General features: G+C 64.9%; 19 protein-coding genes and 1 pseudogene. 10 read left to right on the top strand and 10 right to left on the bottom strand.

The annotated features are described in order from the left end of the window. Window position 1: 1 nt before the first annotated feature. The 4 genes from FZI91_RS23810 to FZI91_RS12615 are packed head-to-tail and all read left to right on the top strand — an operon-like array spanning window position 2 to window position 3,380. Window positions 2-904 (top strand): TIGR01777 family oxidoreductase, encoded by a 903-nt coding sequence (locus FZI91_RS23810; protein ID WP_203448850.1) that lies wholly within the window; start codon window positions 2-4, stop codon window positions 902-904. A gap of 4 nt (window positions 905-908) precedes the next feature. Further along, window positions 909-1,625: a lipoyl(octanoyl) transferase LipB gene (gene lipB / locus FZI91_RS12625; protein WP_155939325.1), complete on the top strand. Its 717-nt coding sequence runs from the start codon at window positions 909-911 to the stop codon at window positions 1,623-1,625. Next, window positions 1,622-2,614: a lipoyl synthase gene (gene lipA / locus FZI91_RS12620; RefSeq protein ID WP_155939324.1), complete on the top strand. Its 993-nt coding sequence runs from the start codon at window positions 1,622-1,624 to the stop codon at window positions 2,612-2,614. Before lipB ends, lipA begins: the two co-directional genes overlap by 4 nt. 16 nt (window positions 2,615-2,630) lie before the next feature. Then, a complete protein-coding gene (locus tag FZI91_RS12615) occupies window positions 2,631-3,380 on the top strand; it encodes a DUF4191 domain-containing protein (RefSeq protein WP_155939323.1) in 750 nt (249 codons plus the stop codon). Between the two features lie 84 nt (window positions 3,381-3,464). On the opposite strand, the gene FZI91_RS12610 is transcribed toward FZI91_RS12615, so the two are convergent. Together FZI91_RS12610 and FZI91_RS24215 are read right to left on the bottom strand one after the other, a co-directional pair. Beyond that, on the bottom strand, window positions 3,465-4,679 hold the full coding sequence (locus FZI91_RS12610; RefSeq protein ID WP_155939322.1) for a cytochrome P450: 1,215 nt from the start codon (window positions 4,677-4,679) through the stop codon (window positions 3,465-3,467). A gap of 88 nt (window positions 4,680-4,767) precedes the next feature. Continuing rightward, a pseudogene (locus FZI91_RS24215) lies at window positions 4,768-5,061 on the bottom strand (hypothetical protein). Here FZI91_RS24215 and FZI91_RS12605 point away from each other — a divergent pair. Then, window positions 4,955-5,491 carry a TetR/AcrR family transcriptional regulator gene (locus FZI91_RS12605; protein WP_309224146.1) on the top strand — a complete coding sequence of 179 codons (537 nt, stop codon included), beginning with the start codon at window positions 4,955-4,957 and terminating at the stop codon, window positions 5,489-5,491. The pseudogene FZI91_RS24215 and the gene FZI91_RS12605 sit on opposite strands and share 107 nt — an antisense overlap. On the opposite strand, the gene FZI91_RS12600 is transcribed toward FZI91_RS12605, so the two are convergent. From FZI91_RS12600 to FZI91_RS12585, 4 genes are all read right to left on the bottom strand, one after another. After that, window positions 5,374-6,651, bottom strand: a complete 1,278-nt coding sequence (locus FZI91_RS12600) for a lysine N(6)-hydroxylase/L-ornithine N(5)-oxygenase family protein (RefSeq protein ID WP_155939320.1) — start codon at window positions 6,649-6,651, stop codon at window positions 5,374-5,376. The two genes, FZI91_RS12605 and FZI91_RS12600, sit on opposite strands and share 118 nt — an antisense overlap. Further along, window positions 6,638-7,471, bottom strand: coding sequence for a GNAT family N-acetyltransferase (locus tag FZI91_RS12595; RefSeq protein ID WP_155939319.1), 834 nt, complete (start codon window positions 7,469-7,471; stop codon window positions 6,638-6,640). The genes FZI91_RS12600 and FZI91_RS12595 overlap by 14 nt, the downstream gene beginning before the upstream one ends. 91 nt (window positions 7,472-7,562) lie before the next feature. Beyond that, window positions 7,563-8,957, bottom strand: a complete 1,395-nt coding sequence (locus tag FZI91_RS12590) for an MFS transporter (RefSeq protein WP_162526266.1) — start codon at window positions 8,955-8,957, stop codon at window positions 7,563-7,565. 9 nt (window positions 8,958-8,966) lie between these two features. Next, window positions 8,967-9,434 carry an RDD family protein gene (locus FZI91_RS12585; RefSeq protein WP_155939318.1) on the bottom strand — a complete coding sequence of 156 codons (468 nt, stop codon included), beginning with the start codon at window positions 9,432-9,434 and terminating at the stop codon, window positions 8,967-8,969. A 133-nt stretch (window positions 9,435-9,567) separates the two neighbouring features. Here FZI91_RS12585 and glnA point away from each other — a divergent pair, with 133 nt between their 5' ends. The 4 genes from glnA to FZI91_RS12565 all read left to right on the top strand — a co-directional run bounded on the left by glnA (window position 9,568) and on the right by FZI91_RS12565 (window position 12,904). Next, window positions 9,568-11,004, top strand: a complete 1,437-nt coding sequence (gene glnA, locus FZI91_RS12580; protein WP_155939317.1) for a type I glutamate--ammonia ligase — start codon at window positions 9,568-9,570, stop codon at window positions 11,002-11,004. Between the two features lie 117 nt (window positions 11,005-11,121). Then, window positions 11,122-12,000 carry a glyoxalase III HchA gene (gene hchA / locus FZI91_RS12575; RefSeq protein WP_162525572.1) on the top strand — a complete coding sequence of 293 codons (879 nt, stop codon included), beginning with the start codon at window positions 11,122-11,124 and terminating at the stop codon, window positions 11,998-12,000. A gap of 38 nt (window positions 12,001-12,038) precedes the next feature. After that, on the top strand, window positions 12,039-12,449 hold the full coding sequence (locus FZI91_RS12570; RefSeq protein WP_155939316.1) for a DoxX family protein: 411 nt from the start codon (window positions 12,039-12,041) through the stop codon (window positions 12,447-12,449). A gap of 35 nt (window positions 12,450-12,484) precedes the next feature. After that, complete coding sequence (locus FZI91_RS12565; RefSeq protein ID WP_155939315.1) at window positions 12,485-12,904, top strand: DoxX family protein; 420 nt, start codon at window positions 12,485-12,487, stop codon at window positions 12,902-12,904. Here the strand turns inward: FZI91_RS12565 and FZI91_RS12560 are convergent. Beyond that, the gene (locus FZI91_RS12560; RefSeq protein ID WP_162525573.1) at window positions 12,901-13,857 is read right to left on the bottom strand and encodes an endonuclease/exonuclease/phosphatase family protein; all 957 of its coding nucleotides are present in this window, start codon (window positions 13,855-13,857) and stop codon (window positions 12,901-12,903) included. The two genes, FZI91_RS12565 and FZI91_RS12560, sit on opposite strands and share 4 nt — an antisense overlap. 34 nt (window positions 13,858-13,891) lie before the next feature. Here FZI91_RS12560 and FZI91_RS12555 point away from each other — a divergent pair, with 34 nt between their 5' ends. Then, window positions 13,892-14,395 (top strand): nuclear transport factor 2 family protein, encoded by a 504-nt coding sequence (locus FZI91_RS12555; RefSeq protein ID WP_155939314.1) that lies wholly within the window; start codon window positions 13,892-13,894, stop codon window positions 14,393-14,395. A gap of 11 nt (window positions 14,396-14,406) precedes the next feature. On the opposite strand, the gene FZI91_RS12550 is transcribed toward FZI91_RS12555, so the two are convergent. From FZI91_RS12550 to FZI91_RS12540, 3 genes are all read right to left on the bottom strand, one after another. Next, window positions 14,407-15,696, bottom strand: a complete 1,290-nt coding sequence (locus FZI91_RS12550) for a sensor histidine kinase KdpD (RefSeq protein WP_162525574.1) — start codon at window positions 15,694-15,696, stop codon at window positions 14,407-14,409. Then, on the bottom strand, window positions 15,693-16,373 hold the full coding sequence (locus FZI91_RS12545; protein ID WP_309224060.1) for a response regulator transcription factor: 681 nt from the start codon (window positions 16,371-16,373) through the stop codon (window positions 15,693-15,695). The genes FZI91_RS12550 and FZI91_RS12545 overlap by 4 nt, the downstream gene beginning before the upstream one ends. A gap of 79 nt (window positions 16,374-16,452) precedes the next feature. Further along, window positions 16,453-17,010: a hemophore-related protein gene (locus tag FZI91_RS12540; RefSeq protein WP_155939312.1), complete on the bottom strand. Its 558-nt coding sequence runs from the start codon at window positions 17,008-17,010 to the stop codon at window positions 16,453-16,455. Window positions 17,011-17,022: the final 12 nt, after the last annotated feature.

Here is a 17,022-nt window from a genome sequence, read left to right as displayed (position 1 = left end):
CATGCGTGTCGTCATCGCCGGGTCGTCGGGGGTGATCGGGTCGGCGCTTGTCGCGTCGCTGCGGGCCGCCGACCACACCGTGGTCCGGCTGGTACGCCGCGACCCGATGAACGCTGACGAACAGCGCTGGGATCCTGCGAGCGGGCAGGTCGCCCCGGGCGCCCTCGATGGTGTCGACGTGGCGGTCAACATGTGCGGTGTCGGCGTTGGCGACAAACGTTGGTCCGGCGCATACAAGCAGGAGATCTACGACAGTCGCGTCATCCCCACGGAGGTACTGTCCGGTGCCGTCGCCGACGCCGGAGTGCCGGTGTTGATCAACGCCTCGGCAGTCGGCTACTACGGCGACAGCGGTGACCGCGTTATTGACGAAACCGCCCCCAGCGGTACCGGTTTCCTCGCACGAGTGTGTGTCGACTGGGAAGGCGCAACCGCTGAGGCCGCGCACGCGGGCACCAGAGTGGTGATCGTCCGAACCGGCCTGGTGCTGTCCCCCGTTGGCGGGCTGTTCGGCCGGTCGCGCCCGCTCTTCTCTCTCGGCTTGGGCGCACGGCTGGGCAACGGTCGCTGGTACATGCCGTGGATCAGCCTTGAGGACCAGATCCGCGCACTCGAATTCGCCATGACCGAGCCGACGCTCTCGGGCGCGATCAATCTGACCGGCCCGGCGCCCGTCACGAACGCCGAGTTCACCGCCGCCCTCGGCAGGACACTGCATCGACCAACCCTGCTGGCGGCACCGCAGTTCGCCCTGCGCGCCCTCTTCGGCGAATTCGCCGATGCCGATCTGACCCGCAGCATGCGCGTCATCCCCGCGGTTCTCGAACAGCACGGATTCGAGTTCGAGCACCACACCATCGGCGAGGCGCTGGCCTACGCCAACAACACCCGACCGGTGAAGTGAGATAATGGAACCCGTGCACCGCTCCCATGGATCCATCCGGTCCAGCGCAGAGCCCGTCGTCGTGCGGGACCTGGGCACCATCGGCTATGAGGCGGCCTGGGAGCTGCAGCGCGACCTCGTCGATGCCCGCGTCGCCGGAGGCCCGGACACCCTGCTTACCTTGCAGCACCCGGCCGTGTACACCGCTGGGCGCCGCACCGAAGCACAGGAACGACCGATCAACGGCGCACCCGTCATCGACACCGACCGCGGCGGCAAGATCACCTGGCACGGCCCGGGACAGTTGGTGGGGTACCCGATCGTGCGGTTGGCCGAGCCTATCGACGTGGTGAACTACGTTCGGCGCCTTGAGGAATCGATCATCGCGGTGTGCGCGCAACTGGGCCTACAAACCGGTCGTGTCGACGGCCGCTCCGGGGTGTGGCTGGCCGCGGGCGGCGGGAAACCGGAACGCAAGATCGCCGCAATCGGGGTGCGTATACAGCGCGGGGTCACCATGCACGGGTTCTCTCTCAACTGCGATAACAGCCTGGACGCCTATCTGCCGATCGTCGCGTGTGGCATCAGTGATGCCGGAGTGACAACCCTGTCCGCCGAATTGGGCCGGGACGTCACCGTGGCCGAAGTCCATGATCAGGTGGTTTCCTCGGTGCTCGACGCGCTGGAGGGCCGGCTGGCCGTCGGGGCAGCGGGCGGGAACAACGCAGGGGCAACCGCATGAGCGAACCCCGCAAGCTGCTGCGACTGGAAGTTCGCAACGCCCAGACCCCGATCGAACGCAAGCCGGAATGGATCCGCACCCGCGCCAAGATGGGCCCCGAATATAAGGAGCTCAAGTCACTGGTGCGCTCCGGCGGGCTACATACCGTGTGCGAGGAAGCCGGATGCCCCAATATCTTCGAATGCTGGGAGGACCGCGAGGCCACCTTCCTCATCGGCGGTGAACAGTGCACCCGCCGCTGTGATTTCTGCCAGATCGACACCGGCAAGCCCACCGACCTGGATCGCGACGAGCCGCGCCGGGTCGCCGAAAGTGTCCACACCATGGGATTGCGGTATTCGACGGTCACCGGGGTGGCCCGTGATGACCTGCCCGACGGCGGTGCCTGGCTGTACGCCGAAACCGTGCGGTACATCAAGGAGCTCAACCCGGCCACAGGCGTCGAGCTGCTCATCCCGGACTTCAACGCCGTCCCCGAGCAGCTCGAAGAGGTGTTCGCGTCTCGCCCGGAGGTGCTGGCGCACAACTTGGAGACGGTGCCGCGGGTGTTCCGCCGCATCCGGCCCGCATTCAGCTATGAGCGAAGCCTGTCGGTGATCACCGCGGCACGTGAGGCGAAGTTGGTGACCAAGAGCAACCTGATCCTCGGCATGGGTGAGACCAACGACGAGATCCGCGACGCGCTGGTGGCGCTGCACGAGGCGGGCTGCGACATCATCACAATCACCCAGTATCTGCGGCCCTCGCCGCGGCATCATCCGGTGGACCGTTGGGTGAAACCGCAAGAGTTCGTTGAGCTTTCGGACTTCGCGGAGGGTCTCGGGTTCGCCGGCGTGATGGCCGGGCCGCTGGTGCGCTCCTCGTACCGGGCCGGACGGCTGTACGCGCAGGCGATGGCGCACCACGGGCGGGTACTTCCCGCCGCACTGGAGCACCTGGCGTCGGCCGGATCTGCCGCCCAGGAGGCGGTCAATCTCATCGCTCGCTGAGTCTTAGACTCGGCATATGCCTAAATCACTGAATCCCGCCGAGGCCAAGGTCGCCAAGGCCGAGGCGAAGGCACGTCGCAAGGCCGAATCGAAGACGCGCCGCACCCAGATGTGGCAGGCCTTCCAGATTCAGCGCAAGGAAGACAAGCGGCTGCTGCCGTACATGATCGGCGCCTTCGTGCTGATCGTCGCGGTGTTCGCGGTCGCCGGATACTTCTCGGGCGGGATCAGCGTGTTCATGTTCCCGATCCTGGGCGTGGTGCTCGGCGGGCTGGTGGCGTTCATCATCTTTGGCCGGCGGGTGCAGAAGTCGGTGTTCACCAAGGCAGAGGGCCAGAAGGGCGCCGCCGGCTGGGCGCTGGACAACATGCGCGGAAAGTGGCGGGTCACCACCGCGGTCGCCGGCACCACCCAGCTGGATGTGGTGCACCGTGTCATCGGCCGTCCGGGCATCATCTTCGTCGCCGAGGGCGCTCCCGGCCGCCTCGGCCCGCTGCTGGCTCAGGAGAAGAAACGCACCGCGCGCGTCGTCGGCGACACACCGATCTATGACGTCATCGTCGGCAACGAGGACGGCCAGGTGCCGCTGTCCAAGCTGGAGCGCCACCTCACCAAGCTGCCCGCCAACATCACCGCCAAGCAGATGGACTCCCTGGAGTCGCGGCTGACGGCGCTGGGTTCACGCGCCGCGGCGATGCCGAAGGGCCCGAATCCAGGTCAGGCCAAGATGCGCGGCGGTATGCAGCGCACCATCAGACGGCGCTGAGCTCCTCCCCTGCCGCGAGCGCGACGTTATGCACGTCATACACGGCGTGTTGGCGTGCGCAACGCCGCGCTCGTCGAACCGGGATTACTGGCTGAACGCCAGCTCCAGTTTGTGGTGCCGACGCACCATAATGCTCGGAACCCACTGCGCACCACCGGATTTGACGGAAAATTCGCGCGTTTCGTCTAGCAGCAGATTGATGGCGGTGCGCGCCTCAAGGCGCGCCAGCGCCGCCCCGACGCAAAAATGCAGCCCCTTGCCAAACGTGATGTGGCTGCGCGGGCTGGGTCGGTCCAGGCGCAACGCGTCGGGATCCTCGAAGACCGCCGGATCGCGGTTGGCGGCGCCCCACATCAGCGTGAGGTGACTACCCGCGGGCAGCTCAACACCGCCCAGCGAGGTGTCGGCCAACACATGCCGGTGGTGTCCGCGGAACGGCGACTCCAGCCGAAGAGTCTCTTCCAGGAGGGTCGGCAACAGCGCACGGTCTTCGCGAATCCGGTGCTGCAGATCGGGGTTCTCGCCGAGGATGCGCACGGCGTTGCCCATCAGTCCGGCGGTCGATTCACCGCCGGCCCCGACGAGTTGCACCAGGATCATCACGCCGATGTCCAGGGAAATGTCCCCCCGATTACACGCCTGCGCGAGGTACCCCAGCAGATCTTCGCCCGGCGCGGCCAGCTCCTTCTCGAGGTGTTCGCGCAGGTACAGGAGGAGGTACATGGTGTCGGTGACGACCTGTTCCTGCCGCTGCGGGGTATTGAGCCCGCCCAACATCTCGGTGCTGGCGTAGCCCCACTGCACCAGCTGCGGCACGTCCTCATCGGGCAGCCCGATCAGCCGGGCCACCATAGTCATCGGCAGCGCATCACCCATCGCGGCCATCCAGTCGATACCGTCGCCGTTCACACCCCGTTCCCACAGCCGGGCCGCGGTCTCGGCCATGATCGACTCCAGTGCGGTGATCCGCTTGGCGACCAGCGTGGGCAGCACCAGCTTGCGGTGCGCGTGATGAACCGGATCATCACCGGTTGCCAGTACGTGCGTCGGGTCGGCGACGGGGCCCATTCCCGTGACCGTGACGCCACCTTCGGGGTCATCGGATTGCATGAGCACCGCGGTCAGGTTTGACGAGAAGTCCTCGGTGCGTTCGGTCGCTTCGACCACCAGGTCCCAGCGCGAGACAAAGTAGAAGCCGGAGTCACCCACCGGCCACACCGGCGCGGTCTCGCGCAGCCGCCGATAGAACGGATACGGATCCTCGAGGACCTGGGGGTCGAACAGCTCAATAGTGCTCATCACCATGAGGCTGACAGACCGGAAAACCACCCGTCAAGGCATTCGAAAAAGTGAGAAGTGCCTGTTCAAAGCCATGATTGGTGGCGTCTCAACGCACCCACGCCACCAGCACAAATGGTAAGAATCTTGCGTATATTTGTCTCAACTTGCGATAGATTTGAGAACTGATGTCACCGTACACAGACTGGCTGCACCGGGGTGATCGCCGCACCATGGCGGCGGATCGCATCGTGTCGATCGCGGCGAAACAGATTGCGCGCCACGGTTTGGATCAGCTGAATCTCGACGCGGTGGCTCGCGAGGCGGGATGCTCCCGGGCAACGGTGTATCGACACGTCGGGGGCAAGTCCGCGATCGTCGATGCCGTCCTCGCCCGGAACATCGCCGGCGTCACCGTCGCGATCCAACGCGCGGTCGAGTCCTCGGATGCACAACGGCGCGCGGTCACCGCCATCACCGCCTCGCTGGCCGCCATTCGCAACGACCCGGTGATCAGTACGATGCTGACGACCATGTCGCCGTCCTCGCTCGGGTCCTACCTAGCGCCGTCTTCCCAGATTCCACGCTCGGCGTCCACATTCACCGGCCTATCGGACGACATTGCTGGACAATGGATTTCACGGGTCGTCATGGCTTTCCTGTTCTGGCCGGCGACGGACCCCGGTCTGGAATCGGAAATGATCGAACGATTCGTCTACCCGGTCCTAAATGATGCGACCGCGTCTCGCGTCTCCGCTTCGGCGACAAGTGAATCCACGATCTCGCCAGCCCTGACCGCGACATTGGATAACAGCGAAGACGACAGTCCGTGACTGTGTTCCACCGACCCGTTCAGGTAGATGTCTCCCGGGGCATCCGCCCGCGGGCGTAGCCGGTAGTCGCGTTCGACGACCGGCCGGCCGCTCTCATCAAACTCGTAGTGGGAAGCCAACGTCCCCAGGAAGGCCCGAACGTCCAACGGCCGGTAGCCCGTCGCATAGACCACCAAGTCGCAATCAAGCATCTCGGTCGACGATGTCGGCAGATGCGTCAGCGCAAGGCGCACGCGTTCCGGAGCCTCATCCACTGCAGCGATCTTCGAGGCGTTATGCATCCACAACCGGCGCTGCCCGCTTACCCGCTCCCGGTACTCGCGATCGTAGAGGTCGGCAATGAGCGGGGAATCGACTGCCGCGTAGTTGGTATCGCGGTGATAGTCGACCAGCTGTTGACGGATTTCGGCAGGTGCGCCATAGAAGTCGTCCACTGCTGCCGGGTCGAAAATCCGGTTCGCATAGGGACTGTCGTCGGCCGGGCTGTATCCGTACCGCGCAAAAATGGCATGCACCTGCGCATCGGGGTACCGACTGTGCAGATACGCCACCGCCTCGGCGGCACTTTGCCCGGCGCCTACCACCGCAACCCGAGCGGGCGGACCGTCCAGCGCCTCGGTCCTGTGCAGCAGTTCGCTGCTATGCCATTGCCGTGCAGTGGGACTGATTCCCGACGGCATCGCCGGAAACGTGCCACAGCCCAGAACCAATGCCCGCGCATGCATCAGGCGGTCGGGCGAACCCGACATGTCGTTCAGCCGCACCTCGAACCCGTCTGGGGCCGCCTGAATCCCGACCATCCGCGAGGAGTAGCTGACATCTGCCGCGAGCGCCCGCTGCGCCCAGTCCAAATAGTCGTGGAATTCCTCGCGGGTCGGAAAGAAGGTCTGCTGGTTGATGAAGTCCGACAGCCGCCCACGTTCGGTCAGATAGTTGACAAAGGTGTAGTGACTCTTCGGATTTCGCAAGGTCACGAGATCCTTGAGGAAGGCCACCTGCATGCGTGTGCCGGGGATGAGCATGCCGCGATGCCACCCGAACTTGTCCTGCGCGTCAACAAACCGTGCCGTCAACCCGTGTGGATGCTCGGCAAACGCTATCGCGAGCGCAAGGTTCGAGGGCCCAAATCCGACGCCCAATACATCACTAGAGGAACGCAAGAGACCCCTCCAGCCGCTCAAGATAACGTTCGGTGACGCCGTCCTTACTCAACAGCACCAGGAAATCGGACATATCGAAATCCACGTCGTAGGAAGGCGGTCCGCAAATCAGTGCACCTAACCTCGTGTATGCGCGCATCAGCGGCGGAATCTTCGGCTTCGTCGCGGGCGGTATCTCCTCAAGCGATAATCCGTTGACCGACACCGGATTGCGCGGAGTGACCTGATACTCCTGCGTCATGAAATCCTTGGCGAAATCGTAGACAGCACGGACCAGCGCGCCGCGGGGCCCACCATCCTCCATCTGCACCGACAGGCAGCCCATGATGTATTGGTGGCCGGTCATCTTCTGGTAGCGCAGAATCGCCGCCCACAGCATCCCCATCACCGCGCCATTGCGATGTTCGGGTGCGACGACCACGCGGCCCAGCTCAACAAGTTTGGGACGCAGCGGTTCCAGCGCCGACGCATCGAACATCGAATCGGTGAAGGTGCCCCCCGCCGCACGGTACCCCGCGGGCGGCAGCAGCCGCAGGCAACCGACGATTCTGCCGCTGCCCTCCTCACGTGCCAGCAGGTGATCGCAGAAGGGATCTAGTTTGTCGAGATCAATCATCTCGCCCGTCAGCGGGCCCGGAACAGCATGTGGGAGCGGGGCTCCCATTTCATCTGCAAATGCCTGGTACCGAAGCCGTTGCGCCGCTTCAATTTCGGCCGCATCGGTGGACATGACAATGCTGTAGCGCGGGCTCGGGTTCGAGTCGGTCCCCCGATCGGCACCGTCACCGGGCGCCGCGATGAGAACCGCCGCGCTCTCCATGGTCGAAAGCTACTCCCTCTATGTGCGGCGTGCTACCGCAATGCACAAATCCCCGTGGGTACCCGTGCAGGCAGGAGCGATCGCCGATGGCCTAGATAGCTAGCGACTCCCCGGCGACCGGTTCACGCGAGCGCCTCATCGTAGCCACACCGAGCAGAATCAGTGAAATGAACGCGGCGCAGGCCGCCGCGAGGGCCCCCATCGACAGCACGCTATTGATGGCCGCCGCTCCTGCCGCCCGCGCCCCGGCCGCACTACCGACCGCATGCCCGAATGCCACACCCAATCCCGCCACCCCCAAAAGAATGCCGATCTGGCGGCCCGTGCTCACCGTTCCGGTCGCCATCCCGGCATCGTCCACCGGCACAAACTGCAGCGCAGCATCGGACGTCACCGCCGAGAGCGCCCCTAGCCCCAGCCCGGCGAGCACCGAGCCCAGGATGAAATGCGTCCATTCGGTGCCGGCGTCCGCGCCCGTCGCTGCCCACAACCCGATTGCCACCAGCGCCACACCGCCGGGAATGGTGGCCACCGACGGCAGCCGCCGGCCCACCAGGATCCCCAGTGGCGCCCCCGCGACCGTGGCCAATGTCAGCGGACCGGCACGCAGTCCGGTCTCAAAAGCGTTGTAGCCCAAGGTATTCATGAAGTACAGGGCCAGATAGTTGGTGGCCGCGATGAGCGTCCCGGACGCCGCGGACGCCGCCACCCACACCCCGGCGAATCCCGGTGACAACACGAGCCGCAGGCTCAGCATGGGTGCTGGGGTGTGATTTTCCCACCAGAGGAACAGCCCCAACGCCAGCAGGGCGCTGACCGCCAGCGCACCACTGGCCCGAGCCCCGGTGCCCCCATGGTGCAACGAAATCACCGCGAAGACGCCGGTAAGCAGCCCGAAAGTAAGCAGCGCCGTGCCTGGCCAGTCGATGGGCCGCCGCACCTCGGCACGAGTCTCCGGCAGATACACGACGGCGATAAGCATCGCGATCACACCGACCGGAAGATTGACCAGGAAGATGGCCTGCCATCCGAAGTGGGTGACCAGGAATCCACCGAGCAGCGGTCCGGCGGCACTGCCCGCCCCCATCACCGCGCCGTAGATCGCAATGGGCCCGCCGCGACGGTCCGGCGGGTACGCGGCCGCGATGATCGGCAGCGAGACGGCCAGCAGGATCGCTCCGCCGACCCCCTGCACCGCGCGCACCCCGATGAGCATCTCGGCACTGTTGGAGAACGCGCAGCCCAGCGAGGCGCAGGTGAACACCACCATGCCGGTCATATAGACCCGGCGGCGTCCCAGCCGGTCACCCAGGGTGGCCGCGGTGAGCAGCAGGCCGGCCATCGGCAACGCGTAGGCGTCGATCACCCATTGCAGATCGGAGAGATCAGCGCCCAACGACGACTGCAGGTCGGCCAGTGCGCTCGACACAATCGTCATGTCGAGCAGCAGCATGAACACCGCCAGGCAGACGGCAACGAGGATCACTCGCGGAGATTAGCGGGACCGAACCGTGACCGTGCGCGTTACCCGGTCATGCAGACCGCGGCCGTCCTCATCGGTGATGAGGGGCGGAACGATGAGGGTGATCAACAGGTTCCTGACGAATGCACGCCCAATCCCCACCGAGTTGGTCCCATCGGCGGGCGCCACCTGGATGCCGGCCATGTACTGCCCGGGAGTGAACCGCCACAACCGCACAGAGACGACCCCGACGACGAACCACACCATCCATTGGGTGGTCGACCACGGGCCTTCCACAGCGGTATTTCCCCGCACGATCAGCAAGGCCAGCCCGGCGGCGATAACCCAGTCCACCAGCAGCGCGGCCAGCCGACGCGACATGGCGGCGGCCGATCCGACGCCCGTCTCGGGCAGGCCGAGCTGCTCGCCTCGGTACCGAGAGTTGCCCGCTCCCTGCGCCGAACCGAGCCCCGACATCCATGAACCCAGGTCTCGCGCCATACTCACAGCGTAAATGCCTACCGATCTGTGGTTACGCGTAACATCCGCGCAACATATGGTTGACCGGCGGGCAACACCGGCTCCATAGGTTCAGTCGCGCGGTCACAAGAGGCAAAAAGGAATAAGGAGAAGCATGGCGTTCAGTAGCCCCGACGAGGTGTTCAAGTTCATTGCCGACGAGAAGGTCGAGTACGTGGACGTCAGGTTCTGCGACCTGCCGGGCGTCGTGCAGCACTTCTCCATTCCCGCATCTGCATTCGATGCCAGCGTCTTCGAAGACGGACTCGGCTTCGACGGGTCGTCGGTGCGCGGCTTCCAGTCGATCCACGAATCCGACATGCTGCTGCTTCCCGATATCTCGACCGCCAAACTCGACCCGTTCCGCGCCGCCAAGACGCTGAACGTCAATTTCTTCGTGCACGACCCGTTCACTCGTGAGGCGTACTCGCGCGACCCGCGCAACGTTGCCCGCAAGGCCGAGCAGTACCTGATCAGCACCGGTATCGCCGATACCTGTTACTTCGGCGCCGAGGCCGAGTTCTACATCTTCGACTCGGTGAGGTTCGACTCGAAGATCAACGGCACCTTCTACGAAATCGACTCCGAGGCCGGCTGGTGGAACACCGGCGAGCCCTACGAGGAGGACGGCAGCCCCAACCGCGGATACAAGGTGCGTCCCAAGGGCGGCTACTTCCCGGTGGCTCCGTACGACCACTTCGTGGACCTGCGCGACGAGATGACCACCAACCTCATCAACGCCGGGTTCACCCTGGAACGCGGCCACCACGAGGTAGGCACCGGCGGGCAGGCCGAGATCAACTACAAGTTCGACACCCTGCTGGCCGCGGCCGACGATGTGTTGTTGTTCAAATACATCATCAAGAACACCGCCTGGGCCAACGGCAAGACCGTCACCTTCATGCCCAAGCCGCTGTTCGGTGACAACGGATCCGGTATGCACGCCCACATGTCACTGTGGAAGGACGGCAAGCCGCTATTCCACGACGAGGCCGGATACGCCGGACTGTCGGACGTGGCACGCCACTACATCGGCGGCATCCTGCACCACGCCCCGTCGCTGCTGGCATTCACCAACCCCACGGTGAACTCCTACAAGCGTCTGGTGCCGGGCTATGAGGCTCCGATCAACCTGGTGTACAGCCAGCGCAACCGTTCTGCCTGCGTGCGCATCCCGATCACCGGCAACAACCCGAAGGCCAAGCGCCTCGAGTTCCGCTGCCCGGACAGCTCGGGTAACCCGTACCTGGCGTTCGCGGCCATGCTGATGGCCGGTATCGACGGCATCAAGAACAAGATCGAGCCGCTCGCCCCGGTCGACAAGGACCTGTACGAGCTGCCTCCGGAGGAGGCCGCCGGCATCCCGCAGGCCCCGACCAACCTGGCGACGGTGATCGACAACCTTGAGAAGGATCACGAATACCTCACCGAGGGTGGCGTTTTCACCTCTGACCTGATCGAGACCTGGATCGCGTTCAAGCGAGAGAACGAGATCGAGCCGATCAACATCCGTCCTCACCCGTACGAGGTCGCGCTGTACTTCGACGTCTAAAGTCGAGCTTTTACGAAAGTGCCCCGGGAGAAATCCCGGGGCACTTTTGTGTTCGCCGAGTGCCGGAGTACGTTGAAACCAGATGTCCCGTCCCAATTTTGAGGAGTGAGGAATCTCGTGCCGAATGCAGCCGAAGAACTGAGCAGAACTCCAGTCCCCGACCCCGCCGAGGACAACGCCTACTTCCCATCCCCGTACTCATTGAGCCAGTACGTACCGCCCACAACCGACTTCGCCGGTGTCCGCTACGAAAATTCCTACACCGGCGGACGCTGGAAGATCCTCATGATCGCCACCGAAGAGCGCTACATGCTCATGCAGAACGGCACCATGTTCTCCACCGGGAACCACCCAGTGGAGATGTTGTTGCCGCTGCATCATCTGAAGGCCGCCGGCTTTGGGATCGACGTGGCCACGGTCTCCGGCAACCCCGCCAAGCTTGAACTCTGGGCAATGCCACGCGAGGACGATGCCGTGCTGGCCACATACTCCGAGCTTTCCGCGAAACTCAAGAAGCCACAGAAACTCTCACACGTTATCGCCGACGACCTGGGCCCCGATTCCGACTACCTCGCCATATTCATCCCCGGTGGCCACGGGGTGCTTCTGGGCATCCCCGACAGCGAAGAGGTCCGCACGGTGCTGGACTGGGCAATGGAATTCGACAAGTACGTCATCACCCTCTGCCACGGCCCGGGGGCACTGCTGGCCGCCGGGCTTGATCGCGATGAGTCCCCCTTCCGGGGCTACAGCCTGTGCGTGTTTCCCGACAGCCTGGACACCGGCGTGAACATCGAGATCGGTTACATCCCAGGGCAAATGCCCTGGCTCGTCGGCGACAATCTACGCAAACAAGGCGTCACGATCGTCAACACCGGGATTACCGGGCAGACTCACGTCGACCGCAAACTGCTCACCGGCGACAGTCCGCTGGCTTCTAACAACCTTGGACTGCTGGCGGCCGAGACGCTGGTCAACGCGGTGGCAGACGACTAGCCAGGAATAAAGCGGACTGTGGTCCTATTGTTAGACGCATGGCTCTCTCAGATATCGAAAACAAGCTCACCGGCCTGACGCCGGTCGTCCTGTCCACATTCCGCATCGTGGTGGGGTTCCTGTTCTTCCTGCACGGCACCTCCCACCTACTCGGTTGGCCGCTCGCCTCGTATCTTCAGCCCGTGGGAACCCTGCCCTGGTGGGCCGGCATCATCGAATTCGTTGGCGGAGGGGCGATCATCCTCGGGCTAGGGACGCGGGCAGCAGCCTTCGTGGCCTCCGGGGCGATGGCCGTCGCCTACTTCACCCAGCATCAGAAGTTGGGGCTCCTGCCCATCCAGAACAACGGTGAGGCGTCGGCACTTTACAGCTGGATTTTCCTGCTGCTGGTGTTCACCGGCGGCGGCTCGTTGTCACTCGACCGATTCATTACCCGAGCTAAGCGCTAAGTCGTTCCGCCAGAATTGGTTTAGCATCCAGTCCCATGGCCTCCTCCACCACCAGCACAGTCGCCAAGCTCGACGGCGCCACACCTCTAGTCCTGTCGCTGTTCCGCATCGTCTTCGGCTTCCTCTTCGTCTGCCATGGCACATCGAAGTTGTTCGGCTGGCCTCACCTGGCGGGTATGCCGCCGATCGAGTCATGGTCCCTGGGCTGGTGGGCCGGCGCCATCGAGTTCATCGCCGGCGTCGCGATCCTGTTCGGCGCCGGAACACGAATCGCGGCCTTCATCGCATCGGGCACGATGGCATTCGCCTACTTCACCCAGCATCAGAAGTTGGGGCTGCTACCCATCGTGAACCAGGGCGAAATGGCAGCCATGTACTGCTGGGCTTTCTTCCTGCTGGTCTTCACCGGCGGCGGATCACTGTCGGTCGACGCGGCGCTCAAGAAGAAGAGTTAGGCACTGCCCGGGACAAGCACCGTGGCGATGAGCGCCCGGTGGTCGGTGCCATAGATCTGCTCGGTACTCAGCGACGTGGCCGTGGCGCCACGGGTCAGCACATGGTCGATCCCGATCAGCCTTGTGTACCAACGACCCTCGCGCCAGGTCGGAACCCAGCCGGCTCCGGCCTGGTCGACGGCGTCGGCGAATCCGCCGGTGAGGATCTGACGGAACGCGAAATGGTCGTAGGTGGCGTTAAAGTCGCCGCCGACAATGACTTTGACGTCGGGGCGAAGCGCCCGCAGCTGTCGGCCGATGGTGTCCAGCTCCGTGAGCCAGCCCGGCGAGCTCATGTCCTTCTCGGGTGGGCGGGTGTGTACCGCGACGAGCATGACGGGACCCACCTCAGGGATCTCTGCTTCCGCCCAGATCTGCCGGAACGCATAGCCCTGATCGTCCTGGCGCACCGGAGTCAATGGGTATTTGCTCCAGATCCCGGTGCCCGCGGCCTTCGGCTCGGCGATGGTGTACGAATACGGAAGCAACGAATCAATGCCCGCGGCAACAAGTTTCGCCCTGGATTCGGGCGTGAGCTCGTTGACGGTCACCACGCCCGCATCGTGTTCGCGAATCGCCGCAACTACCGCCCCGGGATCGCCCGCACCGAACCGAAGATTGGTCTGCAGCACAGTGACGGCGATTCCCCGTGGATGACTATCGGGCAGGTACAGCGGCGCGAGGGCAAGGGCCTGCAATGCGACGACCACGACGGCCGTCAGCACACCCCACCACTGCCGCACCGCAAGGAACAGCAAGAGCGCGACGATCATCAGCGCACACGTGACCGGCCACGCGGCGGTCAGCCCGATCAGGGGCGACCAGCTCGACCGCGCCCAGCGCGACGCGATGGCCAGGACGGCGACGATGGTCAGCAGCCATCCCACAGCCCCCCCGGCGGTCCGTCCACGCACCTCAGGGACGGTACCTTATGGCACTCTTTTACCCATGCCATCATTCAGCCGCGCCGAACTCGAGGAAGCGTTCGCGCAACACCAGGCCACCGTCCATCGCTGCATCGAAACCGGCGACTGGAACCCGTACGCCGAGATGTACACCGAGGACGCCCTCTACATCGAACACGTGGTGGGTCGCCTGCAGGGCAAGGAGGCAATCCGGCAGTACATCACCGCGGTCATGGCCGACTTCCCCGGCAACCACATGCCCAGCTTGCCCGCCACCTGGACGGTGTTCGATCCCGAAAAGGGTTGGGTGGTTTGCGAAATCGACAATGTGATGAGCGATCCGGGCGACGGCCGGCATTGGGGCGAGCCGAACCTGACCGTGTTGCACTATGCCGGGGACGGCCTCTGGTCGCAGCAGGAGGATGCCTACAACCCCGCCAACATGGTGAAGATGGTGCGGCGCTGGTGCAAGGCCGCCGAAGCCTCGGGCAACCTGCCCGAGGAGGCTCGTGACTGGCTGACCAAGTACGGGTCGCGCAAGAACTAGCCGCAGCGTCCCTACTGTGCGGCGATCGTCAACGTCGCCCGCAGACCACCCAACGGGCTCGATGAAAGCACCACATCTCCCCCGTGCAGCGCCGCCTGCTGCGCGACGAGTGCCAGCCCCAGCCCCAGCCCACCCGGGTCGGCACCGGGTCCGCGTTCGAAGCGCCCGAGCACTCGTTCCCGGTCCGCTTCCGGCAGGCCGCTGCCGTCGTCATCGACCTCGATGGTGACGCTGCCGTCGGCCCGATTGGCGGACAGCACAATGTTTTTGGCATTGCCGTGGTTGACGGCGTTGCGCACCAGGTTGTCCATGGCGAGCCGCAGCCCGTCGGGCCAGCCCAGCACCACACCGCCGTCGTCGGCATTGACGGTGATATCCGGCGTCGCGGCGCGGTGCATCAGGGTATCTCCGGCCACCCGGTCCAGCAGGTCGGCGATATCCACCAGCTCACGGTCTTCGGGCCGGGCCAGGTCCCCGGAAGCCAGTTGACCGAGGGCGGTGATGGTGGCCTCGACGCGGCGCTGCGCGCGCTGCAGGTCGCCGATCACCTCGGTCCGTTCCTCGTCCGACAGGTCGTGTGCCCGCAGCGTGTCTAGGTCGGCACGCATCGCGGTGAGCGGGGTCCGCAGCTCGTGCGCGGCGCTTGCGGCGAAATCCCGTGCTGCGAGAAGAGATTTGGTGGTTTCAGACTGCGCGGCCGACACCCGCCCGAGCATGGCGGCCATGGCATCGGCGAGTTCTTCGGCCTCCCGGGCACCGCGCACCGAGGCAACCTGCAGACCGTCGGTGTCGAGCTGGCGGGTCTGCTCGGTGAGCTGGCGCAGCGGTCGCACCGCGCGCCCGCCGAACAGCCACGCGAAACCACCGGCGAGCAGCATCGCGAGCACACCGACGGCAACGAATGCGGGGATGCCGCGATGGTTCACCAGCACCGCGTCGGCCCGCGTTCCCAGCGAGATCACGGTCTCTTCTTCGGGGTTCGCGATGGTGCGGACGCGATAGTTGACGCCACCGACGGCGACGTTTTCGGTTCCCAGCGGCAGCACCGGAAGCTGAACACCTCGGAAGATCACCAGCCCTCCGCTTTTGGCATCGCGGACGGTCAGCACAAAGGTGGTGTCCCCGTGCCGGGTGGTGGCCTGCACCGCATCCACCAGCACGTCGAGACGTCGGTCGAGTTGCTGAGTATCGTTGCGTGCCAACGCGATACCGGCGATTATGCCAATCAGCGTGACCACCAGGCCGGCCGCCAGGAATGCCGCTACCGCTACCCGGGTGCGCAGTGAGAGTGAGCGTCTCACGGCTCCACTCTCATCACATATCCGACACCCCGGACGGTATGGATGACCCGAGGCGCTCCCCCGGTTTCCAGCTTGCGGCGCAAGTAGCTGACGAAGACATCGGCCACATTGGTCTCGACCTCAAAGTCGTATCCCCACACCAGTTCCAGCAGTCGGGCGCGGCTCAGCACCACTCCGGTGTTCTCGGCCAGCACTACCAATAGATCGAATTCGCGTTTACTCAGCTCGACACGTTCACCGCTGGTGAAGACCAGCCGGCGAGCAACATCGACGGTGACCTGTCCGACGGTGATGGCCGAGGCGGCCAGCCCACCGCCGCCGGCGCCGCGACGGCGCAGCAGCGCGCGGAGCCGTGCCACCAGCTCGCCAAGGTCGAAGGGTTTCGTCAGATAGTCATCGGCGCCGGCTTCTAGCCCGGCGATCCGGTCGTTGACGGTGTCACGCGCACTGAGCACGCAGATCGGTATCTCATTACCCAAGGCCCGCAGCGCCGTCACCACGGCCACCCCGTCCAGCTCGGGCATTTGCACATCAAGCACCAGGGCATCGGGCTCATCGGCCGCGAGCTGGGTAAGTGCATCGCGACCATCGACAGCGACCCGGACGTCGAAACCCGAGTGGCGTAGCCCGCGGGCTACCGAGTTCCTGACGTCCGGGTCGTCATCGACCATCAACACCTTGTGACGAGCGGCAGTTTCCTGATTCATTGCTGCTTAAGGCTATGCCTCAGTCCGCGCCGCCCGTCCCTAGGTGCTGTTAGACGTCCTGCTGATCAACCACCGCGGTGACGGCGGGCGAAGCCGGCTTGGCCGGAGCTGCCGGGGCTGCCTGCTCGGTGTTGGCGGTCTCCTCAGTCGACTGCTGCTGCGGCGCGAAGGGGTTCCACGGCTGCTGCGGCTGCTCAGCGGGGGCCTCGGCGGGCTGTGCAGGCTGGCCAACCAGGCCGGCGGGAGCTGCCGGGGCGGGGGTGCCCTCGTCGGTATCGGCGCCACAGCTGCTCTTCAGGCTCGTCAGCGGCTGGCGGATCTTGTCGAGCTCGGCCTTGGCGGCGGGCTGCCCATCAAGGTAGGTCTTGATGGCCTCGCGGCGCTGCCCCTCGGGAGCACCCTTGGCGGCCTTGGTGATGCCGTCGTTGATCGTCGGGTTCTTGTCCAGGTAGGACGCGACCTGGCTCGACACAGTGGAATGGGTCCGTGCGAACTCGGCGGCGGTGCACTTGTCGGGGGCCGCACCGGCGACACCCGCGAATGCGAACGCGCTGGCCACCGCGCCGGCGCCAACAACACCACTGAGGACAGCAGAGGTGAACTTCATGGAGTAACTCCT

Source organism: Mycobacteroides sp. CBMA 271, assembly GCF_009729205.1.
In the GTDB taxonomy this organism is placed as follows: domain Bacteria; phylum Actinomycetota; class Actinomycetes; order Mycobacteriales; family Mycobacteriaceae; genus Mycobacterium.
This window is presented reverse-complemented; position numbering and strand designations above follow the sequence as displayed.

What these genes read in the sequence shown, in the direction of transcription:
- FZI91_RS12555 (WP_155939314.1), top strand. Translation starts at nt 13,892, where the DNA reads ATGCCATCATTCAGCCGCGCCGAACTCGAGGAAGCGTTCGCGCAACAC.
- glnA (WP_155939317.1), top strand. Translation starts at nt 9,568, where the DNA reads ATGGCGTTCAGTAGCCCCGACGAGGTGTTCAAGTTCATTGCCGACGAG.
- FZI91_RS12585 (WP_155939318.1), bottom strand. Translation starts at nt 9,434, where the DNA reads ATGGCGCGAGACCTGGGTTCATGGATGTCGGGGCTCGGTTCGGCGCAG.
- FZI91_RS12565 (WP_155939315.1), top strand. Translation starts at nt 12,485, where the DNA reads ATGGCCTCCTCCACCACCAGCACAGTCGCCAAGCTCGACGGCGCCACA.
- FZI91_RS23810 (WP_203448850.1), top strand. Translation starts at nt 2, where the DNA reads ATGCGTGTCGTCATCGCCGGGTCGTCGGGGGTGATCGGGTCGGCGCTT.
- FZI91_RS12610 (WP_155939322.1), bottom strand. Translation starts at nt 4,679, where the DNA reads ATGAGCACTATTGAGCTGTTCGACCCCCAGGTCCTCGAGGATCCGTAT.
- lipB (WP_155939325.1), top strand. Translation starts at nt 909, where the DNA reads ATGGAACCCGTGCACCGCTCCCATGGATCCATCCGGTCCAGCGCAGAG.
- lipA (WP_155939324.1), top strand. Translation starts at nt 1,622, where the DNA reads ATGAGCGAACCCCGCAAGCTGCTGCGACTGGAAGTTCGCAACGCCCAG.
- FZI91_RS12615 (WP_155939323.1), top strand. Translation starts at nt 2,631, where the DNA reads ATGCCTAAATCACTGAATCCCGCCGAGGCCAAGGTCGCCAAGGCCGAG.
- FZI91_RS12570 (WP_155939316.1), top strand. Translation starts at nt 12,039, where the DNA reads ATGGCTCTCTCAGATATCGAAAACAAGCTCACCGGCCTGACGCCGGTC.
- FZI91_RS12595 (WP_155939319.1), bottom strand. Translation starts at nt 7,471, where the DNA reads ATGGAGAGCGCGGCGGTTCTCATCGCGGCGCCCGGTGACGGTGCCGAT.
- FZI91_RS12540 (WP_155939312.1), bottom strand. Translation starts at nt 17,010, where the DNA reads ATGAAGTTCACCTCTGCTGTCCTCAGTGGTGTTGTTGGCGCCGGCGCG.